This window comes from Bacillus sp. FSL M8-0071 (assembly GCF_037975455.1).
Taxonomy (GTDB): Bacteria; Bacillota; Bacilli; order Bacillales; family Bacillaceae; genus Bacillus; species Bacillus subtilis.
In genome coordinates this window covers 618524-644869 of sequence record NZ_CP150256.1, presented here as the reverse complement: position 1 = coordinate 644869, position 26346 = coordinate 618524, and the positions used below count along the sequence as shown (strand labels likewise).

Below are 26346 nucleotides of genomic sequence, written 5' to 3'. Positions count from 1 at the left end.
AGAATACGAAGATCCTCCCTGTTCACTCAGCGATTTGGATACACCATCACTTTTAAACATTCATTCTTAAATTGAAGCGCCCGCTCCATCGCATCTTGCGTCTGCTCCAGCGAATATTGGTCCGTTACTAGATGCTTCGTGTCCACAATGCCTGAAGCAAGAAATTCGATTCCCTTTGGATACGTATTGGCATAACGGAAGATCCCGTAAATATCAATCTCATTATCCGCAATAAACGGCACGTTGAGCGGAATCTCGTTCTGTGAAGGCAAACCGACAATCGCCAATTTTCCGCCCCGGCGCACAGAAGCCAGTGCGGATTGCAATGCCGCTGGATTCCCTGCTGTTTCCCAAGCAACATCAACGCCTCTATCATTCGTGATCGTTTTAATCTCTTCAAGTGCATCCTGTTCACGTATATTAATAATGTGAGTCGCTCCCATTTTTTTCGCAGCTTCTAACCGCAGCGGCTCTAAGTCGGTGACAATGATTGTGCCTGCCCCAAATGCTTTAGCTGCGGCAACAGCCATTAACCCAACAGGGCCCATCCCCATAATCGCAATCGTTGATCCGGGCTGTAGCTTCGTTCTGGCCGCCGCATGGATGCCGACAGAAAACGGCTCGATCAAAGCAGCATCTTCATAAGAAAGTGAGTCTGGGATTAAAAAAACAAAGTCCTGACGCATTTTAATATATTGGACAAACGCGCCGTCTACCGGCGGTGTAGCCAAAAACTGTACATCCGGGCAAAGATTATAGCGCCCTTCTTTGCACGCTTCACAGCGTCCGCACGTAACACCCGGCTCTACAGCGACGCGGTCTCCCACCTTGAATTGATCGACAGATGATCCGACAGCGGCAATTTCACCCGCACATTCATGCCCAAGGATAAATGGTTTTTCCACAACATAGTTGCCTATTCGGCCATTTGTATAGTAATGCAGATCAGATCCGCAAATTCCGACAGCCATCACCTTAATCAACACTTCATCATGATTGATATCAGGCACAGGCAATGTTTCAATTTTGATCTCTCTTGTGTTGTGCATAACAGCCGCTTTCATGTTTTGAGGTACTGTGTGAGTCATTTGGCAAGTTCCTTTCTTTAGAAAATAAAATGTAAGTGCATACATTTTTGTTTTCTCTGTTACTGCCCCCATTTTATCTGCTTTTCAACACGTTCAACAGCCTTTCCTGCTGTATAAAAGGACAGCGGCACTGTACTTTTATTTTTTCATATACAAAAAACGCTGGATTGATAAAATAGTACTAATAGGAGGTGCAGGCTTATGGCTGAACTTGAAAACCGAAAACAATTTGCACAACTGCTGGCACCTGGCGTCAAAACGCTAAAACTTCATCCTGATTATAAAATCAGAAGGAAAAAGAATGAAAAAACAGGACAGTCTTACATAGATAAAATCGCACTCCAGCTGGGAGTCTCCCCAAACACGATCAAAAGCTGGATCGGACAGATGGGAGCAAACTACATTCCCGGAAGAATCGACGACGGAAAACTGTTCGGAATGATCTGGATCATTCTCGAAAAGACCGACTTGGATATCGAGTGGTTGACCGACTTGCTGGAAGCCACCACTATCCCAGTCATCAAACCCGCATTGCCTGTATGGGCAGCATCCTGTTTGAAAAAAGCGAAAATACTGCGAAAAGACGGATTATTCGGGGCTCCGAGTGAAGACGAAATTGAAAATGTAGTAAAACGGCTGTTTCATGACAGACCCGGCCATGAAACGAATGCGCTTACAGAACAGCCTATCACTCATAATTTACCCTCACGCTGGTCCGGACGCTTTATCGGACGCAGCTTTGATATGGAAGCGATACGGCAATGGATGCTTTCTCCGTCACCAGTCTGTTTAATCACCGGCTGGGCTGGTATGGGTAAAACCACAATCGCTCTTGAAGCAGCCTATTCCTGTGTCGACGATACTTCAGATTGGCCGGCGTTCAACAGTATCATTTGGGTCAGCGCTGATTGGAAAGGATTGAGCTTTAGCGATTTTTTAAATACGATCGCCTATCAGCTCGGACGTACAGAACAAATCGATAAATCAATCAATGAAAAACGATTCGTCGTCCGCAATGCGTTAGCTAATTACACTAGAGAAAAACCGATCCTGCTGATCGTTGACAGCATTGATACTGCAGAACGTGACATTCATGAATTTATCACCAGCCTTCCGCAAGGCGTGAAAGTTCTCCTCACAGCGCGGGAAAACGTAAAGCAAACCTATCGGGAAAGCTTCGGAGAAATGACAGCTATTCAGCTGAGCGGCCTTGACCAAACAGATGCCTTGGATTTTTTTCAGCAAGAAGTGCACCGATGCTTACAAACATGCAACATTCAAAATAAACGGGAAAAGCTGGAGCAGCTGTTACATCTATCATCTGACCTGAAAAACGAATTCATTTCAGCGACTGCCGGAAACCCGAAAGCCATGGCACTCAGCATTGCCTATATGTCAGACGATGACATCCCCGCTCAGCAGCTGATTCATGAGCTTGGAAAAGCAGGCTACTCACTGCTGGAATTGTTTGAATTCCTCTTTGGCCGCACCTGGGACAGATGCAATGAAGATACGCGAAAGCTATGGCAGACGCTTTGCTTTTTCAGCAAGCCGCCAGATGAGAAAAGCCTGGCGGCAGCAGCCGGATTAGACGCCCGCCGTTTTCATTACGCTATGGAACAAATGCGGTCTTATGCGCTGATTCAGCCGGAACGAAGCCAAGGCAGGACACAATACTTAGCGCACCAAACCGTTGTCGCTTACGGAGAACAGCACTTGTCCGAACAGCACGAATATGAAAAAGAAGCCCGCAATCGTTGGGCGCACTATTATGTTGATTATACCGAAACCCATTTAAAGCGGGAACAGCCCAACTCTATCTATTGGAGCTACCTGCTGGGACGGAACTTAGATCAAATGAAACAAGAATGGCCAAACATCTTAAAGGTCATCCAATGGGCAAGCGACACCGATCAAAAAGAAATCCTAATCGAACTCATCACCCGCATTAGCCATTTTCTAAGCAGAATCAACCTGCCCCTGCGAATCGAATACGGACGCATAGCGGCCGACGCCGCCCATCACTTAGGCCAACACACACGAGAAGCGTACTTCCGAATCGACACAGCAGGCTGGGCTCTGATGGAAGTCAATGATTTAGACAGGGCCTTACAGCAAATTGAAGCCGGGCTGAGGATTCTGGAACAATCAGACGCTCACGATGCCTATGATCTAAAGGTTTGGGGACACGCACTCAAAGCAAGACTTTTTTTAAAAGCTGGGCAACAGGAAAAAGCAGAGACCATTTTAAACGAAATCGAAAATCAACCGATTTCCCCTACCATTCAACACAGAGTTCTATTGGTTCGCGGTGACTTAAGCTTTGCGAGAGGTCATCATGAAGAAGCCATTCAATTATACGAAGCCGCAAATGAAATCAGCTCCACGTACGGCGGCGAAAAAACGATAGAAGCCTATTTTAATCTGGGTGTCGCTTACGTGAAATGTGATCAGTTTGAAAAAGCGGAAGAAGCCTTTGAGCAAATGCTCTATGACAAACATAACGCCAATCAGGTTGAGTTGATCTATTATTTTTACGGGATGGCGCAGCTGTTGAACCGTAAAGGAGAGAAAACGAAAGCGATGGAAGCTAATCAGAGAGCGATTCGTTTGATTGATTCGTGGGAGCCTGCGATTGGGATTCGGGGTGAGGTGGAACAATTTCATAAGGTGATTGTGAGAAATGTCACGATATAAAATTGGACTCAATGCGTTTTCTTTTTCACAAAAAGAGTTTAATAATCTTTTTACTTTCTATATAAAAGAAAGACATGAGAAATCTTTTTTGACAAACTGATTTTTAATACATTTCAGACTACCTCTATTACCTTCAAGTTATAAAAGATGTTAATTACGCATGCAAACTAATCCGGGTTATAAACGCTTTTTCTTTAGATGGGAGATATAAAACTATTTAATAACTTAATGGAGTAACATAAGGTTATATTACCTTTTTGTTACTCCACTTTATCCACAATTCCTTTTTCTTTAATGAAGATTTAACAAATACTCTTCCTATAAAAATTAAGAATTTATTTCATTTTTTATTACATCAAACAATTGATTTGATTGATATTCCTCAATCGTTGAATATTCATAAGGAGTATTTTTTCTTGTCACTATTAAAAATTTCTTCCACAATGAATTCGTGACATTCCAACTAATTTGGGATAGTGCTTCAATATCTTCTTCCCAACTAGTTATCCATTCAATTTTTGTTTCATTTATAATTATTGCATCATTTATATAATATCCAAGAGCATGTTGTGTTGCATAATGCCCAAGTATATTTTCTAAAACGTTTCCTGGATTAGGTGGTAAATTCCTAAAGAGTTCTGTAAACAACTTGTCTAAAAAAACAATTATATCATCATATTGTTGTGTTAAGTTAGCAGTGTCTTTCTGGTTTGGATTCTTTTTCCCAAAAAGTATTATGCTGATTAATTCCTTAAGTCGAGAGCTAGTTGAAAAATAATCATTTCCTGGTCTAGCTAACCTACTTTTATTAAATTCAATTTTAGCAGTTTGAAGTGCATCACAAACCTCATATAGCTCTGTAACTAGTACATTTAAAACATCTCTAGTATCAAATTTAGTTATTAGAGACATTGAAACTTTTTTAACATTAGAATTAATATCAGCAAACAAATTCTTTTCGTCTTCAATTTGTAGCCCAAAGTATATCTGAACTGTAAGAAATGAATTTAATATTTTCTCCCTTCTATTTTTATCATCTGTGTTTTCTAAAAGCCGCTCCATTGCTTTTATACGATGTTGGCCGTCAATTACAATAAGTTTTTTTTCAAGTGGCAATTCTAACTCGAAATCCTTACTATAATAATTAATTGGGTTACCTCTGAACGAAAAAACCATAGCCGGAAAGAAAATACCCATTTCATTATCTTGGTTCTCAAGGTATTTAACAATTTTCGGAATTCTTCCATATGATATATCCCTATTTATATTTTTATCAATTTTATAAAGCTCTAAAATATCTCTTATTTTCATTTGAGATGAGAGCATCCCTTTTTCTTTATTTCCATTTATAATATCTATAGTTCCAAATATAGTAACTGTTGACATATTATTTCCCCCTCGAATTACAGTAAAGGGTAAACAAAAACTTAGACATTTCAACTGTTGATTTCCCTCTTGCACCAAATTTGTATTTTTTTGTTTGGGAATTGTAATTTGTAGCTAACCGATCAAAATCTTTATTTTTGTGTGACCAGTTAATTTTCCCTACAACATTTTCAAACAAATCTTCCATGGTTATATCCGGATATTCCTTAAGTGCTAAATTGACAAACTTAGCAATTCCTAGAATTACATTAGGGTAAAAAATCACATATTTATCCCTATCTAAGGCATCAATTGGGGCATACTTTCTTAGTAGTGTAAGAAATTTTTCTGTTTTGAATTTATATTGTGAAAAATTATTTTCATTTATTGTTTTACGTGAATCTCGACTAAATCCCCCATCATTCAAAGCTATTGCTACTAGGTATAGCGTAGCTGCTGTTAGTAGTTTTGATCGTGTTGCCTTTAATCTAATCTCAAAAAGATCCTCAGGTATAGTTGGATGATTATAGACAATTTCTTTAACTAGCTGTCCATAAAGATCATTTTCTTTATACATAATTAACAGGGTGTTATTTACTGGAGATGATTTTGAGTTTATATCTGTGAATAATTGACGTTCTTTATCGATAGATAAATCAACAAAAACTTGGATAGTTAGAGGAAAATCTTTTACTTTATCCAAGCTAGTCAAATCATTTTGTGATTGAAGCTGTCTTTTCAAAATTTCAAACGCCTTTATACGGTGCTGACCATCTAAAATCACCAATTTTTCGTCAGATTGCAACCTATATTGTAGTTGGTCCTCATCATAAATTCCTTGCCCTCTAGCTGAAAATATAAGAGGGGGAAAATAAATATCATTTCCTTCTAATCCATATTGAATATATTTTTTTATACTTGAAATTTTATTTTCATCTGCTTCTCTTTGAACATCTTGATCTATCTCTAAAAACTTCAAAACCTCATTTACAGTACATTGAATAGATATTACTTGGTGGTTAAATTGTTTTCCTATAACACCTTTTAAAGTTATAAAATTACTACTCCTTCTTGAAATTCCCGTTAAATCCACCCTGAAAATCCCCTTTCTTTCTAGGTTCTGTAATAATTATACACAATGATTGTCCAAAAATGTTTGATTTTACATAAAAAAGTAAACCTTCGCTTTATTTTTTTATTCAAGCTTTTTAATTAATCTTTCTCATAGTTTTGTTTGTATAATTAACATTGTTATAGTTTATATAACTTCTTCTTCAAATGTATTACTATATTTAAAATCCTTGTCTAACAGCTGCTTATGTTCCTTAAATTATAAAATCAAAAAAGAACCTGCTTATTCATTTCCAAAATTCGACCTGGCCAAGTACAAAAAAGTCCCTTCCAACACAATTTTCTTTAATTCGAGTGATTCGATAAACAATCTTTTTTAATATATCTTTCATTTTAACCGTACAATGCGCAACTGCTTCGAATCAATATCCAAATGTTCATTACCGAAAGTTTAAAACGTCCTAAAAACCAAACGCAATAGATTCAAATATATTGAGTTTTAAATCATTAAAAAAGAGAAGTGGTAGAGGTTTCGGAAGAATTGTTACAGTTTTTATGATTCCACTTTTGTAATATGGAAAAATAATATCTTGACTGATGAAGGTTCTTAATGAATTTATTTTATAATATAGAAGGAAATGAACATCATATTGTTTATTTACTTGTAACAAAAGAGAAAAAAAGAGGCTTCCCAAAAGTTCAAAGAACTCATGGAAAACCTCTACCCTTATTCAAGAAAATGTTACCCTTTTGTTACTATTCGGTTATTTTTAGAGTAGATAAGAGTCTAGAAACCCCATTTTTACTGGGTTTTAGGGGCTATGATTACATCATTCCACCCATACCGCCCATGCCGCCCATATCAGGCATTCCGCCGCCAGTGTTTTCTTCTGGCTTGTCAGCGACAACGGCTTCAGTTGTTAAGAACATTGCAGCTACAGACGCAGCGTTTTGAAGAGCTGAGCGTGTAACTTTCGTTGGGTCAACGATACCTTTTTCGATCATGTTTACCCATTCGCCAGTTGCAGCGTTGAAGCCTACGCCGATTTCTTCGTTTTTGAGGCGCTCAACGATGACAGATCCTTCAAGACCAGCGTTATGTGCGATTTGACGGATTGGCTCTTCAAGCGCGCGAAGCACGATGTTGATACCTGTTTGAGCATCGCCTTCAGCTTCAACTGCAGCGACTTTGTTATATACGTTTACAAGCGCTGTACCACCACCGGATACGATGCCTTCTTCAACAGCTGCGCGAGTTGAGTTCAAGGCGTCTTCGATGCGAAGTTTACGCTCTTTCAGTTCAGTTTCAGTCGCAGCGCCGACTTTGATGACAGCTACGCCGCCAGCAAGTTTAGCAAGACGCTCTTGTAATTTTTCTCTGTCGAATTCAGAAGTTGTTTCTTCCACTTGAGCGCGGATTTGAGTCACGCGGGCAGAAATTTTGTCTGTTTCGCCAGCGCCTTCAACGATTGTTGTGTTTTCTTTAGTAACGACAACTTTAGAAGCGCGTCCCAATTGAGCGATTTGAGTAGATTTCAGGTCAAGGCCAAGATCTTCTGTGATGACTTCTCCGCCAGTAAGGACAGCGATGTCTTCAAGCATTGCTTTACGGCGGTCACCGAAGCCAGGAGCTTTAACAGCAACTGCGTTGAATGTGCCGCGAAGTTTGTTCACAACAAGTGTTGCAAGTGCTTCGCCTTCAACGTCTTCTGCGATCAGAAGCAATGGTTTGCCTTGCTGAACAACCTGCTCAAGCACAGGAAGGATTTCTTGAATGTTTGTGATTTTTTTGTCTGTGATTAAGATGTAAGGATTGTCAAGAACCGCTTCCATCTTATCAGAGTCAGTTACCATGTAAGGAGACGCATATCCGCGGTCGAATTGCATACCTTCAACAACTTCAAGCTCAGTTGTGAAGCCTTTAGACTCTTCGATTGTGATAACGCCGTCGTTTCCTACGCGCTCCATTGCTTCAGCGATAAGGCTTCCGACTTCCTCATCAGCAGCAGAGATCGCAGCAACCTGAGCGATAGACTCTTTGCCTTCGATTGGCTTAGAAATTTCTTTTAAGTTTTCGATCGCAACCGCTACAGCTTGTTCCATACCTTTACGCACGCCTACAGGGTTAGCGCCTGCTGTTACGTTTTTAAGGCCTTCACGGATCATTGCTTGCGCAAGAACTGTCGCAGTTGTTGTACCGTCACCGGCAACGTCGTTTGTTTTGCTGGCTACTTCAGCAACAAGCTTAGCACCCATGTTTTCAAACGCGTCTTCTAGCTCGATCTCTTTAGCAATTGTTACACCGTCATTTGTGATTAACGGAGAACCGAATTTTTTCTCTAGAACCACGTTGCGTCCTTTTGGTCCTAAAGTTACTTTAACAGCATCAGCAAGTGCATCGACACCGCGAAGCATTGCGCGGCGAGCTTCTTCACTAAACTTAATTTCTTTTGCCATGTTTACAAGACCTCCTCAAATGTTTTAAGTATTGTTTATTTAAGAATTAGCCAATAACAGCTAAAATGTCGCTTTCACGTAAGATTAAGTATTCAGTACCTTCGTATTTCACTTCAGTACCTGCGTATTTTGAGAAGATAATGCGGTCGCCCTCTTTTACTTCTAAAGCAACGCGCTCTCCGCTTTCTAACACGCGACCTGAACCAGCTGCCACGATTTTGCCTTCTTGCGGTTTTTCTTTTGCAGAATCCGGCAACACAATTCCGCTGGCAGTTTTTTCTTCAGATTCTACGAGTTCAATGACAACGCGATCACCTAATGGCTTTAACAATGTAATAACCTCCTCAATAGTATGAATATGTAATTTTAGCACTCAGCACTAAAGAGTGCTAACACAATTCTTATAATAAAGAATCTCCCTTCCAATTTCAAGTGATAAGATAAAAAATTTTTCACGCTTACATGATTCTTTTCAGCTCCCGTATCCGTTAGCTTTTTCACCCCAGTTCCGATTATGTTACAATAGCTGTAGATGAACGAAACCCACTTAACAAAGGAGTACATACCATTTGAGAAAACAGTATTGGTTTATTATTTTGACATATATCATCATGCAGTTTTCCGCATTAATCGCGATTCCCTTGTTATTTAAATTCGGTTATGCCGGAGGACAGCCTACAGATGAAAATATGCTGCATGCACAAGGATTATGGTCCGTTATCAGCTTTATCGCCTGTCTCGTTGTTGTTCTGCTCATTCTGAGAACCGTTCCGAAAGAAACGCTGCGAAACGGACAGAAGGACTCAATCGGACTTTCTATCCTTTGGGCGATAGCCGGTTTTTTCATTGCCCTTTTCTCTCAAGGAATAGCAGGCTCTATTGAATATTATGTTTTTGGCATCGGAAGAGAATCAGAAAATACACAAGCGATTCTGGATGTCATTCAGGCAGTCCCGATCATGATTATCGTTTCTTCCGTCATCGGGCCTATATTAGAAGAAATCATCTTCAGAAAAATCATTTTCGGCGCGCTCTACGAAAAAACGAATTTCTTTTTCGCAGGACTGATCAGCTCGGTTATCTTCGGTATTGTTCACGCTGATTTGAAGCATCTCCTTCTATATACAGCAATGGGTTTTACCTTTGCCTTTTTATATGCGAGAACAAAACGGATATGGGTGCCGATTTTCGCCCATTTAATGATGAATACATTCGTCGTCATCATGCAGCTTGAGCCTGTTCGGAATTACCTTGAACAGCAGAGCACACAAATGCAATTGATTATTGGAGGATTATTTTTATGAGAAACCCGGTAGTTTGGGGAATGATCTACTTTGCCGTAGGGTGCATCTTTACTTATCTTGCCGCAAGCTCGCCAGGCAGCATGTGGTCATTTTACTCCATCCTGCTGATGGTGTTCGCCGCTTACAACATCAGCATTTCTTTTAAGATGTTCGCCTTTTCATTTAAAATCAAAAAGAACCAAAAATAAAGAAAATCCATTTCTAAATGAGAAATGGATTCAAATTAAATCCTAAAACGGCTTTCGTTTTAGGATTTTGTCATTTTCAGCGTGGTTGAAAACCCTTGAAGTCTAGGAAAGGCGAGCATCGGAGCGGAGCGAATGTTTTCATTCGTGAGCACCAACGCACAGGCTTGACAACGAATGCGGGGGGTTTGTCAACACGCTGAATCCATTTCTCTCATGAGAAATGGATTTTTTATTATTGCCCCGAAGACACGTCCTGATCGGCAGCACTGCTTTTCTGCGCTTTCCGATAGGCGGCCTTCGATATAAGGATACTGATTTCATATAAAATCAAAAGCGGGACTGTGACCATCATATGGGACAGAAGCTCAGGCGGTGTAATCAGGGCTGCGATCACCAGCAGCGTAAAATACGCATACTTTCTGATTTTCGCCAAGAACATCGGTGTCACAATTCCGAGCCTGGTCAAAAACATGAGGATGACCGGCATTTGGAACAGCAGTCCAAACGGAATCGTCAGCTGCAGAAGAAAATGAAAATATTCATTAATTCCGATCACCTGATTGACATTCAAGTCCTGAGAGATCCGCTTCATAAAATCAACAACAAAAGGAAATAAAATATAATATGAAAAAGATAAGCCCGCTAAAAACAGCAAAATAGAGATCGGAATGTAGCTGAGCGTTACTTTGCGCTCTTTCTCATAGAGGCCCGGGCTCACAAAAGCCCAAAGCTGATAAAGAATAACCGGCGAGGTCAGGACTATGCCGATGATAAATGCAAATTGCATAAACACATAAAGCGGGTCTGTCAGGTTAAACGCGTTAAGCGTAAGCTGCTTCGCTTCATCTGTTTCTTGCAGGTACACAATAATCGGCTTTGCTAAAAAAAATCCAGCAATAAAGAAAACGACAAACGCCAGCGCTACAATCAGCAACCGTTTTCGAAGCTCAGCAATATGCTCCAGCAGCGACATTTGATTCACTTTCATTCGTGTCATCCTAACTTACTGATCTTCTTTCTTTTTTTCCTCTTCATCACTCGTTAATCCTTTAGTAGCGTTTTTGAATTCACGAAGTGTGTCTCCCGCTGCTTTCCCCAATTCAGGCAGCTTTTTGGGACCAAAGATAATCAGAGCAACGATTGCGATAACAGCAAGGCTTCCAGGACCGATCGGCATATTTGGGCTCCTCCTTTCCCTCTATTCGATTTCCTCTAAAACTGAGTAATGCTTCAAAAAATAAACAAGTGACTGAAGCTCAACTGCTAAATCTATATGATGAATTCGAATGTGTTCCGGCACATTCAAACGGGCCGGCGTAAAATTAAGGATTCCCTTGATTCCTAATGCGACCAATCTGTCTGTAATGGATTGAGCGGCTACTGCTGGCACTGTAAGAATGGCAACTGATTCATCTTTTACGTGTTGTTCAAGGTCATCAAGGTTATAGACGGGCACGCCGCCTACCTCAGTTCCTATTTTACTCTCATTTATATCAAAAGCCATAGAAATTTTTGTGTTATTATTTTTTGTGAAATTATAGTGAAGAAATGCCGTTCCCAAGTTCCCGACACCAATCAAGATGACGTCTGTCATCTCATCCTGATCAAGCGTTTTTCGGAAAAAAGACAGCAAATAATCCACATTATATCCGTATCCTTTTTTGCCAAGAGCTCCAAAATAGGAAAAATCCCTCCGAATCGTGGCAGAATCAACCTTTACGGCATCACTGAGTTCAGCGGATGATACACGCTGTTTTCCTGACGCATGCAGATTCTTTAAAAAGCGATAGTAAAGCGGCAGCCGTTTCGCCGTCGCCTGCGGAATTTTTGATTGATCCTTATTCATTTTTGGTCCTCCAAATTATACTCGGATAGTTCTCTTTTAAAGTCACCGTTTTTCCCGCCTGTCTTCTCCAGCAAGAAAGTAGGGCCGATGACCATCCCCTTATCAAGGGCCTTGCACATATCGTAAACGGTAAGAGCGCACACCGATGCAGAAGTGAGCGCTTCCATTTCCACACCTGTACTCCCTTTCGTTTTGACCTGTGCTTTTATATGAAGTATAACTTCTGCTTCTTTTATTTTCCAGTCAAACGATATATCTATCCCGCTCAATGAAAGCGGATGGCACATCGGAATGATATTCGACGTTTGCTTTGCGGCCATAATGCCTGCCACCTGCGCGACAGCCAGTACATCTCCTTTGCCGATATCGTGACTTTGTATTTTCTCGTACACCTCATTCTTCATGTGTACGCTTGAAACAGCCGCCGCAGTACGGACAGTCGAAGATTTTTCGCTGATATCCACCATCTGGGCTCTGCCCTGTTCATTAAAATGAGAAAATCCATTCATATTAAAACGCTCCTTAAACAGATCATACACTATTTTCTTCTCTATGTCTTATATGGCCAATGTATTGTTTGCTGACTTCTGGTTCATAAGCTACACTTAACTTATTATAGCAGAGGTGAAATAATATGATGATCTTACAAGTTAATCAGCTGTCCAAATCGTTTGGTGCTGATACTATTTTAAACAATATAAAGCTGGAAGTCAGAAATCGTGATCGCATCGCCATTGTAGGAAGAAATGGCGCCGGAAAATCCACGCTCCTTAAAATTATCGCAGGCCAGCTTTCGTATGAAAAGGGCGAAATTATTAAACCGAAAGATATTACAATGGGATATCTCGCCCAGCATACTGGCTTGGATTCTAAGCTTACCATAAAAGAAGAGCTGCTGACTGTTTTTGACCACTTAAAAGCAATGGAAAAGGAAATGCGGGCTATGGAAGAAAAAATGGCGGCAGCTGACCCCGGTGAATTAGAAAGCATCATGAAAACCTACGACCGCCTTCAGCAGGAATTCAAAGATAAAGGCGGCTATCAATATGAAGCAGATGTTAGATCTGTGCTGCATGGTCTCGGCTTCAGCCATTTTGACGATTCTACACAGGTTCAAAGCCTCAGCGGAGGCCAGAAAACAAGACTGGCTTTAGGTAAGCTTCTGTTAACACAGCCTGATTTGCTCATTCTCGATGAGCCGACAAACCATCTGGATATTGATACGCTTACCTGGCTTGAGCATTATTTGCAAGGCTATTCAGGCGCCATCCTCATCGTTTCGCATGACCGCTACTTTTTGGACAAAGTAGTAAACCAGGTGTACGAGGTATCAAGAGCAGAAAGCAAAAAGTATCACGGCAACTACAGCGCTTATCTCGACCAAAAAGCCGCGCAGTATGAAAAAGATCTGAAAATGTATGAAAAGCAGCAGGACGAGATTGCAAAGCTGCAGGACTTCGTAGACCGAAATCTGGTGAGAGCCTCTACCACCAAAAGGGCACAAAGCCGCAGAAAGCAGCTTGAGCGAATGGAAGTCATGTCAAAACCGCTTGGCGATGAAAAATCGGCAAACTTTCATTTTGATATTACAAAACAGAGCGGAAATGAAGTCCTTCGTGTTCAGGATCTCACAATCAGCTATGAAAACCAGCCGCCGCTTTTAACAGAAGTGTCATTCATGCTCACAAGAGGAGAAAGCGCTGCGCTTGTCGGCCCTAACGGAATCGGTAAATCGACATTGCTGAAAACATTGATAGACACCCTAAAACCAGATCAAGGAACGATCTCATACGGCTCAAATGTCAGTGTCGGCTATTATGACCAGGAACAGGCTGAGTTGACTTCCTCTAAACGTGTCCTTGATGAGCTGTGGGACGAGTACCCCGGGCTCCCAGAAAAAGAAATCAGGACGTGTCTCGGAAATTTCTTATTCTCCGGAGATGATGTGCTGAAACCAGTTCATTCACTGAGCGGAGGCGAAAAAGCAAGATTGGCTCTAGCTAAGCTGATGCTTCAAAAAGCCAACTTTCTCATCCTTGATGAACCGACTAACCATCTGGATTTAGACAGCAAAGAAGTTCTCGAAAACGCGCTGATTGATTATCCAGGCACACTGTTATTTGTCTCACATGACAGATATTTTATTAACAGAATCGCCACAAGAGTATTGGAGCTTTCTTCAAGCCATATAGAGGAGTATCTGGGAGATTACGATTATTATACAGAGAAAAAAACAGAGCAGCTTGAATTGGAGAAAATAAATCAACAAGAGGAAACTGAAAAAACGCCAGCTACAGTGAAGTCTGACTCCAAACGTTCCTACGAGGAAGAAAAAGAATGGAAAAAGAAAGAGCGCCAACGACTCCGTCGGATTGAAGAAATTGAAACCACTGTTCAAACCATTGAAGAAAACATCAGCCGCAATGATGAATTGCTATGTGACCCTGAAGTCTATCAGGATCATGAAAAAGTACAAGCTATCCATGCAGACAATGAGAAGCTCAATCAGGAGCTGGAATCTCTTTTGTCCGAATGGGAAGAACTATCCACAGAAGAAGATTAAAAAAGTCAAGCACCTCTTTTTAGAGGTGCTTTTTATCCACAGAACATACCCTAATAAGCAAAACAAAGTAAGCGCTTTATACACAATATCCACAAAATATTCTGAATTTATCCACTTTATTAACAGCGACTTCAGCCCTTTATCCATCTATATCTCTATAATTACTCACAGACATGTGGATAAATTGTGAATTATCTGTTAATAACAAACAGATAAAAAGTCTCACGCTATTATCTCGTGAGACTTTGATAAGAAGTCAATTCAAGGCCGGGCTGGCCATTCATATCATATGCACCGCGAATTCCTTTTTCAAAAGCAATTGTACCAGCAGCAGCAATCATCGCAGCATTATCCGTGCATAAAGCTAATGGAGGAATGACAAGCGTAATCCCTTCATGCTGGGCAAATTCCTTTTCTAATGCAGCTCTGAGGCCTCTGTTTGCAGCTACTCCTCCGGCTAAAAGGACCTGTTTGACATCATATTCCTTTGCCGCGCGCGCCGTTTTGGTTACCAAGACATCGATCACACTATTTTGGAAACTGGCAGACAAATCTTCCGGAGCAATCTCTTGCCCTTTTTGGGATGCATTATGAAGCGTATTGATCACCGCAGACTTCAATCCGCTAAAACTGAAGTTGTAAGAGCCTTCTTCAAGCCATGCGCGAGGAAGCGGAATATTGTCATTCCCTTTTTCAGCTAGCTTGTCAATTTGCGGTCCACCCGGATATGGCAATCCCATCGTCCGCGCCACTTTGTCGTAGGCTTCTCCTGCCGCATCATCAAGGGTTTCCCCAATGACTTCAAATGATCCATGTTCCTTCATATAAACCAGTTCTGTATGGCCTCCTGAAACGACCAATGCCAGTGCCGGGAACACGATGTCTTCTACAAGACGGTTCGCGTATATATGACCGGCTATATGATGAACGCCTACTAACGGAATGTTATGTGCAAAGCTCAATGCTTTAGCGGCATTCACTCCGATAAGAAGCGCTCCCACCAGTCCCGGACCTTCTGTTACTGCAATCGCATCAATATCACTATACGTCATGCCAGCTTTGCGAAACGCCTCTTCTATAACCAAAGTGATTTGTTCAACATGATGTCTTGAAGCAATTTCCGGAACAACGCCTCCGAAGCGCTTATGGCTTTCAATTTGAGAGGCTACTACGTTTGAAATGATCTCTTTCCCGTTTTTCACAATAGCTGCAGCAGTCTCATCACAGCTTGTTTCAATTCCTAATACGTACATGTCTTTTTGCTCACTCATTTATCGTCACCCACATAATTAACGCATCTTCCCCGTTATCAGTATAATAGTTCTTTCTTATTCCGCCGGGCTGCATCCCGAATTTCTTATATAAGCCTTGAGCAGGATGATTCGAAACCCTCACTTCAAGCGAAAGCCGCCTTGCGTCTTTTTCTTTGCACAGTTCAACAGCTGAGCGAAAAAGCGTTTCTCCTAAAGACTGGCCGCGATACTCTGGTTTTATCGCTATATTTGTAATTTGGGCATCGTCCATCACAATCCAAATCCCGCAATACCCAGCAAGATGGCCGTCCTTTTCAATCACGAGATAATGAGCATACGGATTTTCCAGCAGCTCATGATAAAACGAATCCTTCGTCCAAGGAGACGTAAAGGAGGATGCTTCGATTTCGTATACGTGATCTATATCTTCAAGCCGCATATTTCTGACCGCTGCTTTTGTTTTCATCCTATCACCCTACTTTTGACTTTCAATCCATTTCGCTTCAGCTTCTGCCAGCCGCAAGTAATCCGGGACAAGCCCATGAACATCAGCTGCTTCCTTTTCCTTCCCGAGAAAAGCCAATTCTGAAGGACGCGGGTTATGCTGGGCGGCAGTTCCAATGAACCCTTTTGTTCCAAGCACATCCTCGATCATCTGCTTGTGAAGAGAAGTATCATGGCCTAAAAACAAAACAGGGCGGTCCTTTTCTTTTAGCATCTCCAGCCAATCTGCCAGCATCACATTTTGATCTGGAACAACTTGCTCTAAAAGCCCATTTTTATATTGATACAGACCTGTGTACACCTGTCCCCGTCTAGCATCAAAGATTGGGCTGATCAGACCGTCAAAATGCCGGCCATTTGCCGCAAGCGTCTCAAGACTTGATACAGCACTTATTGGAATATCTAAAGACCAGGCAAGTGTTTTGGCCAACGTCACACCTATTCTTACTCCTGTGTATGAACCGGGGCCTTTTGCAACGACAATTTTAGAAAGGTCCTGCGGTGCCATATCACAATCATTCAGCAATGAATGAACAGCAGGCATCGCTCTTACAGAGTGGTTCTTTTTCAAGTATGTAATGTATTCTGCTATAACGGTGTCTTCTCGAAGCAGCGCAATGCCTAATGTATAATTTGATGTATCAATTGCTAATATTGTCATGTCTACTTAACTCCTCACAAAGCATTTCATACCGATTCCCGACAGCAGTAAAGGTAATTTCCCGCTCATCATCACCAGCTCTTTTGATGACAATTTGCAGTCGCTCCTGCGGCAGCTGTTCTTCAATTAAATGAGCCCATTCAACGAGACAGACACCTTGTCCGTGAAAATATTCATCAAGTCCCAAATCTTCACTTTCATCTTCCATTCTATACACATCCATATGATAAAGAGGAAGTACGCCATCGTTATATTCTTTTATAATTGTAAAAGTCGGACTGTTTACAACACGTGTAATTCCCAGCCCTTCTGCAAAACCTTTCGTAAAAGTCGTTTTTCCTGCACCTAAATCGCCCTCTAATGTCAGGACGTCTCCCGGTTTAGCAAACGATGCCGTCAGCTTGGCAATTGCTTTTGTTTCTTCTGGATTTACAGTTCTCCATTTTAATTGCTTCACACGAGTCACCCGTCTTATTTAAAATGATTATATCCCTTTTTCTCTAAGATCATTGATGTTTGATCTGTTTTTAGGATCACTTTAGATTTTGTTTTTTCCCTGACATGGCCAATCTTTGTAATGGGAAGTTGACGTGCTGCGCACTGCTGCTTCAACACTTCCCACTCCTCTTTTGAAACCGTCCCTGTCAGCTCAAAATCCTCACCGCCAAACAAAGCCCATTCTTTCCAGTTAGGATGAAGCTTAGGCAAATCAGAATGAATTGGAAGCATGCTTTCATCAATTTCAATTGAAACACAGCTGGCTTCTGCAATCTCGTTCAGTTCACTAGCCAATCCGTCACTAACATCATTTAAAGCTGCCCGTTTAAAAATCGAGCATAATCTGCCGACGCTTACTCTTGGCTCAGGCCGTTTATGCCTGTGGATAAAGTAATCCGTTTCCACAGATGAGTTTTGAGGATTAGTCTCTTCCAGCAATAAAGAAAGCCCTGCTGCAGAAGAACCGATTTCACCGGTTACAAACACAACATCATTCGGTCTTGCCAGACTGCGCAAACAGGCACGTCCCTTTTCAACTTCACCGATCACAGTGACTGTAACGACTAATTTGTCAGCGGTAGAAACTGTATCGCCACCAATCAGATCCATCTGATATAGTTTCGCCAGTTCATTCATTCCTTCATACATCGCCTTGATTTCGGATGCCGTCCATTTTGAAGGTACCGCAAGTGATACCAAATAAAATTTCGGAATGCCTCCCATCGCGGCAATATCACTTATATTAACGGCTAACGCCTTATACCCGATATCTTCAGGTGAGGAATAGTGTAATTTGAAGTGCACGTCTTCTACCATAGTATCAACACAAACAATTTCCTGAACGCCGTGTTTCGCAGTGTAGAGCGCTGCATCATCCCCTATTCCTACATCAACGGAAGAATGGTGAATGGTCCGCGGAGTAATGCTATGTATCAAATCAAATTCATCCATGAACCAAAATCTCCTTTCAACCCTGCTTATGCCTATATGTGCTCTTCCTAGTTTATCGAATTTTGCTGGAATATCCAAGATGTTCCCGATATAAAGAAAGCTTGGCTATGACACCAAGCAGAAGATACAGTAAAAGAAAACACAAAAAAAACGAAAACATGATCGTTTCGTTTACATTAATGGCGGTCCGGACGGGACTCGAACCCGCGACCTCCTGCGTGACAGGCAGGCATTCTAACCAACTGAACTACCGGACCATATTTGTATAGGATTATTTTGGTTGCACCCTTAGGGCACTCCTTATTTAACCATATATTTGGTTGCGGGGGCAGGATTTGAACCTGCGACCTTCGGGTTATGAGCCCGACGAGCTACCGAACTGCTCCACCCCGCGATGATAAAAGTAATGCTTGGCGGCGTCCTACTCTCACAGGGGGAAACCCCCGACTACCATCGGCGCTGAAGAGCTTAACTTCCGTGTTCGGTATGGGAACGGGTGTGACCTCTTCGCTATCGCCACCAAACAAATTGAGAGTGTTCTCTCAAAACTAGATAACAGGTGTGACATCATTCAAAAATATGGTTAAGTCCTCGATCGATTAGTATCTGTCAGCTCCATGTGTCGCCACACTTCCACCTCAGACCTATCAACCTGATCATCTTTCAGGGATCTTACTTCCTTGCGGAATGGGAAATCTCATCTTGAGGGGGGCTTCATGCTTAGATGCTTTCAGCACTTATCCCGTCCGCACATAGCTACCCAGCGATGCCCTTGGCAGAACAACTGGTACACCAGCGGTGCGTCCATCCCGGTCCTCTCGTACTAAGGACAGCTCCTCTCAAATTTCCTGCGCCCGCGACGGATAGGGACCGAACTGTCTCACGACGTTCTGAACCCAGCTCGCGTACCGCTTTAATGGGCGAACAGCCCAACCCTTGGGACCGACTACAGCCCCAGGATGCGATGAGCCGACATCGAGGTGCCAAACCTCCCCGTCGATGTGGACTCTTGGGGGAGATAAGCCTGTTATCCCCGGGGTAGCTTTTATCCGTTGAGCGATGGCCCTTCCATGCGGAACCACCGGATCACTAAGCCCGACTTTCGTCCCTGCTCGACTTGTAGGTCTCGCAGTCAAGCTCCCTTGTGCCTTTACACTCTGCGAATGATTTCCAACCATTCTGAGGGAACCTTTGGGCGCCTCCGTTACCTTTTAGGAGGCGACCGCCCCAGTCAAACTGCCCACCTGACACTGTCTCCCCGCCCGATAAGGGCGGCGGGTTAGAAGGTCAATACAGCCAGGGTAGTATCCCACCGATGCCTCCACCGAAGCTGGCGCTCCGGTTTCCAAGGCTCCTACCTATCCTGTACAAGCTGTACCAACATTCAATATCAGGCTGCAGTAAAGCTCCACGGGGTCTTTCCGTCCTGTCGCGGGTAACCTGCATCTTCACAGGTACTATAATTTCACCGAGTCTCTCGTTGAGACAGTGCCCAGATCGTTGCGCCTTTCGTGCGGGTCGGAACTTACCCGACAAGGAATTTCGCTACCTTAGGACCGTTATAGTTACGGCCGCCGTTTACTGGGGCTTCAATTCGCACCTTCGCTTACGCTAAGCGCTCCTCTTAACCTTCCAGCACCGGGCAGGCGTCAGCCCCTATACTTCGCCTTACGGCTTCGCAGAGACCTGTGTTTTTGCTAAACAGTCGCCTGGGCCTATTCACTGCGGCTCTCTCGGGCTTGCACCCTAACAGAGCACCCCTTCTCCCGAAGTTACGGGGTCATTTTGCCGAGTTCCTTAACGAGAGTTCTCTCGATCACCTTAGGATTCTCTCCTCGCCTACCTGTGTCGGTTTGCGGTACGGGCACCTCTCACCTCGCTAGAGGCTTTTCTTGGCAGTGTGGAATCAGGAACTTCGCTACTATATTTCGCTCGCCATCACAGCTCAGCCTTATGGGAAACGGATTTGCCTATTTCCCAGCCTAACTGCTTGGACGCGGATATCCAATACCGCGCTTACCCTATCCTCCTGCGTCCCCCCATTGCTCAAATGGTGAGGAGGTGGTACAGGAATATCAACCTGTTGTCCATCGCCTACGCCTTTCGGCCTCGGCTTAGGTCCCGACTAACCCTGAGCGGACGAGCCTTCCTCAGGAAACCTTAGGCATTCGGTGGAGGGGATTCTCACCCCTCTTTCGCTACTCATACCGGCATTCTCACTTCTAAGCGCTCCACCAGTCCTTCCGGTCTGGCTTCACAGCCCTTAGAACGCTCTCCTACCACTGTTCGAAGAACAGTCCGCAGCTTCGGTGATACGTTTAGCCCCGGTACATTTTCGGCGCAGAGTCACTCGACCAGTGAGCTATTACGCACTCTTTAAATGGTGGCTGCTTCTAAGCCAACATCCTGGTTGTCTAAGCAACTCCACATCCTTTTCCACTTAACGTATACTTTGGGACCTTAGCTGGCGGTCTGGGCTGTTTCCCTTTCGACTACGGATCTTATCACTCGCAGTCTGACTCCCAAGGATAAGTCATTGGCATTCGGAGTTTGACTGAATTCGGTAACCCGGTAGGGGCCCCTAGTCCAATCAGTGCTCTACCTCCAAGACTCTTACCTTGAGGCTAGCCCTAAAGCTATTTCGGAGAGAACCAGCTATCTCCAGGTTCGATTGGCATTTCACCCCTACCCACACCTCATCCCCGCACTTTTCAACGTGCGTGGGTTCGGGCCTCCATTCAGTGTTACCTGAACTTCACCCTGGACATGGGTAGATCACCTGGTTTCGGGTCTACGACCACGTACTCATGCGCCCTATTCAGACTCGCTTTCGCTGCGGCTCCGCATCTTCTGCTTAACCTTGCACGAGATCGTAACTCGCCGGTTCATTCTACAAAAGGCACGCCATCACCCGTTAACGGGCTCTGACTACTTGTAGGCACACGGTTTCAGGATCTCTTTCACTCCCCTTCCGGGGTGCTTTTCACCTTTCCCTCACGGTACTGGTTCACTATCGGTCACTAGGGAGTATTTAGCCTTGGGAGATGGTCCTCCCGGATTCCGACGGAATTTCACGTGTTCCGCCGTACTCAGGATCCACTCAGGAGAGAACGAAGTTTTGACTACAGGGCTGTTACCTCCTATGGCGGGCCTTTCCAGACCTCTTCATCTACCTCGTTCCTTTGTAACTCCGTACAGAGTGTCCTACAACCCCAAGAGGCAAGCCTCTTGGTTTGGGCTAATCCCGTTTCGCTCGCCGCTACTCAGGGAATCGCATTTGCTTTCTCTTCCTCCGGGTACTTAGATGTTTCAGTTCCCCGGGTCTGCCTTCTCATATCCTATGAATTCAGATATGGATACCACTCCATTACGAGTGGTGGGTTTCCCCATTCGGAAATCTCCGGATCAAAGCTTGCTTACAGCTCCCCGAAGCATATCGGTGTTCGTCCCGTCCTTCATCGGCTCCTAGTGCCAAGGCATCCACCGTGCGCCCTTTCTAACTTAACCGTTAAAAAGAATCACTATGTGATATCTTGTGTTACTAATTTAATTGAATGTGATGTCTACTGTTATCTAGTTTTCAAAGAACACGTTTCGAAGGAATGATCCTTCAAAACTAAACAAGACAGGGAACGTTCTGTTTATAAGACCCAAGGTCTTATATTCCGTATAATATCCTTAGAAAGGAGGTGATCCAGCCGCACCTTCCGATACGGCTACCTTGTTACGACTTCACCCCAATCATCTGTCCCACCTTCGGCGGCTGGCTCCTAAAAGGTTACCTCACCGACTTCGGGTGTTACAAACTCTCGTGGTGTGACGGGCGGTGTGTACAAGGCCCGGGAACGTATTCACCGCGGCATGCTGATCCGCGATTACTAGCGATTCCAGCTTCACGCAGTCGAGTTGCAGACTGCGATCCGAACTGAGAACAGATTTGTGGGATTGGCTTAACCTCGCGGTTTCGCTGCCCTTTGTTCTGTCCATTGTAGCACGTGTGTAGCCCAGGTCATAAGGGGCATGATGATTTGACGTCATCCCCACCTTCCTCCGGTTTGTCACCGGCAGTCACCTTAGAGTGCCCAACTGAATGCTGGCAACTAAGATCAAGGGTTGCGCTCGTTGCGGGACTTAACCCAACATCTCACGACACGAGCTGACGACAACCATGCACCACCTGTCACTCTGCCCCCGAAGGGGACGTCCTATCTCTAGGATTGTCAGAGGATGTCAAGACCTGGTAAGGTTCTTCGCGTTGCTTCGAATTAAACCACATGCTCCACCGCTTGTGCGGGCCCCCGTCAATTCCTTTGAGTTTCAGTCTTGCGACCGTACTCCCCAGGCGGAGTGCTTAATGCGTTAGCTGCAGCACTAAGGGGCGGAAACCCCCTAACACTTAGCACTCATCGTTTACGGCGTGGACTACCAGGGTATCTAATCCTGTTCGCTCCCCACGCTTTCGCTCCTCAGCGTCAGTTACAGACCAGAGAGTCGCCTTCGCCACTGGTGTTCCTCCACATCTCTACGCATTTCACCGCTACACGTGGAATTCCACTCTCCTCTTCTGCACTCAAGTTCCCCAGTTTCCAATGACCCTCCCCGGTTGAGCCGGGGGCTTTCACATCAGACTTAAGAAACCGCCTGCGAGCCCTTTACGCCCAATAATTCCGGACAACGCTTGCCACCTACGTATTACCGCGGCTGCTGGCACGTAGTTAGCCGTGGCTTTCTGGTTAGGTACCGTCAAGGTACCGCCCTATTCGAACGGTACTTGTTCTTCCCTAACAACAGAGCTTTACGATCCGAAAACCTTCATCACTCACGCGGCGTTGCTCCGTCAGACTTTCGTCCATTGCGGAAGATTCCCTACTGCTGCCTCCCGTAGGAGTCTGGGCCGTGTCTCAGTCCCAGTGTGGCCGATCACCCTCTCAGGTCGGCTACGCATCGTTGCCTTGGTGAGCCGTTACCTCACCAACTAGCTAATGCGCCGCGGGTCCATCTGTAAGTGGTAGCCGAAGCCACCTTTTATGTTTGAACCATGCGGTTCAAACAACCATCCGGTATTAGCCCCGGTTTCCCGGAGTTATCCCAGTCTTACAGGCAGGTTACCCACGTGTTACTCACCCGTCCGCCGCTAACATCAGGGAGCAAGCTCCCATCTGTCCGCTCGACTTGCATGTATTAGGCACGCCGCCAGCGTTCGTCCTGAGCCAGGATCAAACTCTCCGATAAATGGATCACAGGTTAAGTTCACCGCATCCTGCGGCGACACCTGTGTGACCTGCGTCGTGCAGGCCCTAGTTTGACTGACTACGCACATCGCTGTGCGATTTTTAAAAACTGAATTAACAGGTACGTTTTGTCTTGTTTAGTTTTCAAAGATCATTCAATAATGGAGCGGGTGATGAGAATCGAACTCACGACATCAGCTTGGAAGGCTGAGGTTTTACCACTAAACTACACCCGCGTGGTATCTTATATGGCGCGCCCGAGAGGAGTCGAACCCCTAACCTTTTGATCCGTAGTCAAACGCTCTATCCAATTGAGCTACGGGCGCTTATCAAGCGACTTAACTATCATACTATCATTTGATGTTGAAGTCAAGAAGTTTTTTAATGTTTTTTCGAATCTTTTTCAATTCGACTTTTCTTATTATACACATTTTTAAAATCTTGTAAACACCTTAGGAAAACTTTTTTGTTTTTCTGTTTTGTTTCACGCTGTTCATCAGCGACGTTTAATAATATACCATGCCTGTTTTATTTGGTCAACACTTTTCCTGTATTTTTTTATTTTCTTCTTTCACGCCTTCCCATGCTTATCATGTATATATTTTATCTCATCTTACAAATAATATAAGAAAATCTCTTAAGAAGAAATGAGGCGTGTTATGTATTACTACAAAGAGGAACTGATTAATATCATTAAACCGGACAAGCCAGACCCGGCAGCTGCTAAGGTCCTGCAGGAGATATTAGGCGGTCATTATGGAGAAATGCGTACAATGATGCAGTTTTTTTTCCAAAGCTCTAATTTCAGAGGAAAGCAGAAACAGTACCGCGATCTGATTCGCGGCATTTTTTTAGAGGAGATTGCCCACGTTGAACTGGTTCAAAACACAATCAATGCTTTATTAGATGAATCAGGCGGTGAAGGTGTCGGCAGTCAAGGTGCAGATCAAGCACCACTTAATGAAGCCGTTAAACATGCTAATCCTCATCATTATATTATTGGTGCGCAAAGTTCCCTTCCCGTTGATGCAGGGGGCAATCCGTGGAACGGGTCGTGGGTGTATAACCACGGAAACTTAATTACTGACCTGCTGGATAACCTGCTTCTTGAGTCGACAGGTGTGCTGCAAAAAACAAGAATTTATGAAATGAGCTCTAATCAGACGTTCCGCGAAACACTTGCTTTTCTGATTGTACGCGACAATGCTCACCAGAATGCATTCGCGAAAGCGCTCGAGACATTGGGCGTTGAGTGGGCGAAGCTCCTCCCTGTACCGAATTATGACATTAATAAATATCCTGAGTGCAGAAAGTATGTCGAATTAGGCTACCATAATGCACAGTTTAACTTTAGGTTGGATGAAACGAGAATCGGTGAAATCTATCAAGGGAAATCTCCAAGCCGAAATGGCGGAGAGTTACAAGTAATAGATCCTCCGGCAGGCTTTCCCGTACCAGTGCTTCCTGAAATACCGAATGAACACAGTCCTGGGTTAGGCGATATGAATGCTTAATCCAGTGGGAAGGTGCTCAAGAAGCTTCTTGAGCACCTTCTTATTGTACATTACTGATTCATTCAACGATTGGCGTTAAAGAATCGCCATTCCATATTTCTCCCTTATTGAGTGTCCAGCTGTCATGATATAAAGCTGAAGCACCCTTGTTTACTGCTGGGCTCCATTCATCATTCCATGCGAGGAAGTAAATGGTTTTAGGATATTTTTGTTTTATTGCATTGATGAACAGGCTGTAATCGAAGCTGCCGTTTGCTGTTTGCGGGCCAACTTCTGTAAAAGCAAATGGTTTATTAAGCGCTGTTAGCTGATCGTATCCATTGATCGAGTAGGCATCTTGAAAATACGCATCTAATCCGACAATATCCACGTAAGACGCGCCCGGGTAAAAATCAGTTTTAAAATCTCGGTTGGCGTCGGGAGAGTAAACCCAAATCAAATGATCAAGTCCTCTTGTGTCGGTCATATAATGATAGATTTTCTTGTAGAGCTGTTTATATAGAGAGATTCTTTCATTATCCTTTTGATTATATGATGTAAGTCCCCACCAAAACCATTCACCGTTCATTTCATGCAGCGGCCTGAACAGAACAGGCACACCTTGGTTCTCCAGCTCTTGAAGTCCGTCAGCAATTTTGCTGAGCATGGCATTTAGCCGCTTTCCTTCTGCTGTTGAAGAATCTAGTATTTTTTTATACTGATCATTTGTAATCGGTGTTTTAAAATGCCCTGACTGAAAAGCAGGGTTCGCCAGGTGCAAACTGATTTGCGGAATTCCGCCATTTTTCCAATACGACATTAAATCGCCGTTGCAGCTTACATCTATTGAATCTTCAATTTTAGCTGTTTCAAGCCACCCTCTGGCATAATCGCAGCCGTAAATAGCAGGCGATTGCCCGGTGGCGCTTCGGATTCTATCAGCCTCAGCCATAGAAAATGTGTCATGACTGTAACCTCCGAACGCTCCGGAAAGGACTCTGTTTTCCGTTCGGTTCGGCAGGTGTGCAAGCCAGTTCATCACTGTTTTTGTTGTCTGCTGGGCATTAGGATTCACAGGCGACACAGTATGCGCTTCAATTGGTTTTGCTAAAACAGCAGACGCAAGTAAAAATATAATGAGCAAAGAGATCGTATGTTTCTTAAACAAATGCAACT

20 protein-coding genes, 4 tRNA genes and 3 rRNA genes are annotated in these 26346 nt (G+C 43.7%); 5 read left to right on the top strand and 22 right to left on the bottom strand.

The window, feature by feature from the left end; all coding sequences use genetic code 11:
- Positions 1-26: 26 nt before the first annotated feature.
- On the bottom strand, positions 27-1088 hold the full coding sequence (gene gutB / locus MKX71_RS03365) for a sorbitol dehydrogenase (RefSeq protein WP_015715423.1): 1062 nt from the start codon (positions 1086-1088) through the stop codon (positions 27-29).
- 201 nt (positions 1089-1289) lie between these two features.
- Here gutB and gutR point away from each other — a divergent pair, with 201 nt between their 5' ends.
- A complete protein-coding gene (gutR, locus tag MKX71_RS03360; RefSeq protein ID WP_339231733.1) occupies positions 1290-3785 on the top strand; it encodes a glucitol operon transcriptional regulator GutR in 2496 nt (831 codons plus the stop codon).
- 327 nt (positions 3786-4112) lie between these two features.
- Here the strand turns inward: gutR and MKX71_RS03355 are convergent, their stop codons facing one another.
- From MKX71_RS03355 to groES, 4 genes are all read right to left on the bottom strand, one after another.
- Positions 4113-5171, bottom strand: a complete 1059-nt coding sequence (locus MKX71_RS03355) for a DNA sulfur modification protein DndB (RefSeq protein WP_144483648.1) — start codon at positions 5169-5171, stop codon at positions 4113-4115.
- 1 nt (position 5172) lies between these two features.
- Entirely contained in the window at positions 5173-6243 is a 1071-nt protein-coding gene (locus tag MKX71_RS03350; RefSeq protein ID WP_186437255.1) for a DNA sulfur modification protein DndB, read from the bottom strand.
- 803 nt (positions 6244-7046) lie between these two features.
- Entirely contained in the window at positions 7047-8678 is a 1632-nt protein-coding gene (gene groL, locus MKX71_RS03345; RefSeq protein WP_024572999.1) for a chaperonin GroEL, read from the bottom strand.
- 46 nt (positions 8679-8724) lie between these two features.
- Positions 8725-9009: a co-chaperone GroES gene (groES, locus tag MKX71_RS03340; RefSeq protein WP_003155970.1), complete on the bottom strand. Its 285-nt coding sequence runs from the start codon at positions 9007-9009 to the stop codon at positions 8725-8727.
- A 238-nt stretch (positions 9010-9247) separates the two neighbouring features.
- Between groES and MKX71_RS03335 the strand changes: the two genes are divergently transcribed.
- Together MKX71_RS03335 and MKX71_RS03330 are read left to right on the top strand one after the other, a co-directional pair.
- Complete coding sequence (locus MKX71_RS03335) at positions 9248-9982, top strand: type II CAAX endopeptidase family protein (protein ID WP_285300193.1); 735 nt, start codon at positions 9248-9250, stop codon at positions 9980-9982.
- A complete protein-coding gene (locus MKX71_RS03330) occupies positions 9979-10170 on the top strand; it encodes a YdiK family protein (RefSeq protein ID WP_003225680.1) in 192 nt (63 codons plus the stop codon). The genes MKX71_RS03335 and MKX71_RS03330 overlap by 4 nt, the downstream gene beginning before the upstream one ends.
- 232 nt (positions 10171-10402) lie before the next feature.
- On the opposite strand, the gene tatC is transcribed toward MKX71_RS03330, so the two are convergent.
- From tatC to moaC, 4 genes are read right to left on the bottom strand one after another with little or no spacing between them, the layout of a single operon-like run.
- Positions 10403-11167: a twin-arginine translocase subunit TatC gene (gene tatC, locus MKX71_RS03325; RefSeq protein WP_015252680.1), complete on the bottom strand. Its 765-nt coding sequence runs from the start codon at positions 11165-11167 to the stop codon at positions 10403-10405.
- A gap of 6 nt (positions 11168-11173) precedes the next feature.
- Complete coding sequence (gene tatAY, locus MKX71_RS03320) at positions 11174-11347, bottom strand: sec-independent protein translocase protein TatAY (RefSeq protein WP_003234072.1); 174 nt, start codon at positions 11345-11347, stop codon at positions 11174-11176.
- A 21-nt stretch (positions 11348-11368) separates the two neighbouring features.
- Positions 11369-12016, bottom strand: a complete 648-nt coding sequence (locus MKX71_RS03315) for a redox-sensing transcriptional repressor Rex (protein ID WP_003234073.1) — start codon at positions 12014-12016, stop codon at positions 11369-11371.
- Complete coding sequence (gene moaC / locus MKX71_RS03310; protein WP_047182181.1) at positions 12013-12525, bottom strand: cyclic pyranopterin monophosphate synthase MoaC; 513 nt, start codon at positions 12523-12525, stop codon at positions 12013-12015. The genes MKX71_RS03315 and moaC overlap by 4 nt, the downstream gene beginning before the upstream one ends.
- Before the next feature lie 125 nt (positions 12526-12650).
- On the opposite strand from moaC, the gene MKX71_RS03305 reads away from it, so the two are divergent.
- Positions 12651-14579: an ABC-F family ATP-binding cassette domain-containing protein gene (locus MKX71_RS03305; protein ID WP_339231731.1), complete on the top strand. Its 1929-nt coding sequence runs from the start codon at positions 12651-12653 to the stop codon at positions 14577-14579.
- A gap of 230 nt (positions 14580-14809) precedes the next feature.
- Here the strand turns inward: MKX71_RS03305 and tsaD are convergent, their stop codons facing one another.
- From tsaD to MKX71_RS03245, 12 genes are all read right to left on the bottom strand, one after another.
- On the bottom strand, positions 14810-15850 hold the full coding sequence (gene tsaD / locus MKX71_RS03300; RefSeq protein WP_003234076.1) for a tRNA (adenosine(37)-N6)-threonylcarbamoyltransferase complex transferase subunit TsaD: 1041 nt from the start codon (positions 15848-15850) through the stop codon (positions 14810-14812).
- Entirely contained in the window at positions 15843-16298 is a 456-nt protein-coding gene (gene rimI, locus MKX71_RS03295) for a ribosomal protein S18-alanine N-acetyltransferase (RefSeq protein ID WP_003243019.1), read from the bottom strand. Before rimI ends, tsaD begins: the two co-directional genes overlap by 8 nt.
- A gap of 9 nt (positions 16299-16307) precedes the next feature.
- A complete protein-coding gene (gene tsaB, locus MKX71_RS03290) occupies positions 16308-16997 on the bottom strand; it encodes a tRNA (adenosine(37)-N6)-threonylcarbamoyltransferase complex dimerization subunit type 1 TsaB (protein ID WP_003234078.1) in 690 nt (229 codons plus the stop codon).
- On the bottom strand, positions 16978-17454 hold the full coding sequence (tsaE, locus tag MKX71_RS03285; protein ID WP_015715341.1) for a tRNA (adenosine(37)-N6)-threonylcarbamoyltransferase complex ATPase subunit type 1 TsaE: 477 nt from the start codon (positions 17452-17454) through the stop codon (positions 16978-16980). Before tsaE ends, tsaB begins: the two co-directional genes overlap by 20 nt.
- Before the next feature lie 14 nt (positions 17455-17468).
- Positions 17469-18446 carry a thiamine-phosphate kinase gene (gene thiL, locus MKX71_RS03280; protein ID WP_014479021.1) on the bottom strand — a complete coding sequence of 326 codons (978 nt, stop codon included), beginning with the start codon at positions 18444-18446 and terminating at the stop codon, positions 17469-17471.
- 180 nt (positions 18447-18626) lie between these two features.
- Positions 18627-18703 (bottom strand) — tRNA-Asp (locus MKX71_RS03275).
- 60 nt (positions 18704-18763) lie between these two features.
- A tRNA-Met gene (locus MKX71_RS03270) sits at positions 18764-18840 on the bottom strand.
- A 14-nt stretch (positions 18841-18854) separates the two neighbouring features.
- A 5S ribosomal RNA gene (rrf, locus tag MKX71_RS03265) occupies positions 18855-18970 on the bottom strand.
- A gap of 55 nt (positions 18971-19025) precedes the next feature.
- Positions 19026-21953: ribosomal RNA gene (locus tag MKX71_RS03260) — 23S ribosomal RNA — on the bottom strand.
- Positions 21954-22128: 175 nt separating this feature from the next.
- Positions 22129-23678, bottom strand: a 16S ribosomal RNA gene (locus MKX71_RS03255).
- Together the 16S, 23S and 5S rRNA genes with 4 tRNA genes alongside form the textbook arrangement of a ribosomal RNA operon.
- Before the next feature lie 161 nt (positions 23679-23839).
- Positions 23840-23913 (bottom strand) — tRNA-Gly (locus MKX71_RS03250).
- A gap of 13 nt (positions 23914-23926) precedes the next feature.
- Positions 23927-24003: transfer RNA gene (locus tag MKX71_RS03245), tRNA-Arg, on the bottom strand.
- A gap of 333 nt (positions 24004-24336) precedes the next feature.
- Between MKX71_RS03245 and MKX71_RS03240 the strand changes: the two genes are divergently transcribed.
- Complete coding sequence (locus MKX71_RS03240; protein ID WP_327847360.1) at positions 24337-25191, top strand: manganese catalase family protein; 855 nt, start codon at positions 24337-24339, stop codon at positions 25189-25191.
- Between the two features lie 58 nt (positions 25192-25249).
- On the opposite strand, the gene gmuG is transcribed toward MKX71_RS03240, so the two are convergent.
- Complete coding sequence (gene gmuG / locus MKX71_RS03235) at positions 25250-26338, bottom strand: mannan endo-1,4-beta-mannosidase (RefSeq protein WP_339231730.1); 1089 nt, start codon at positions 26336-26338, stop codon at positions 25250-25252.
- Positions 26339-26346: the final 8 nt, after the last annotated feature.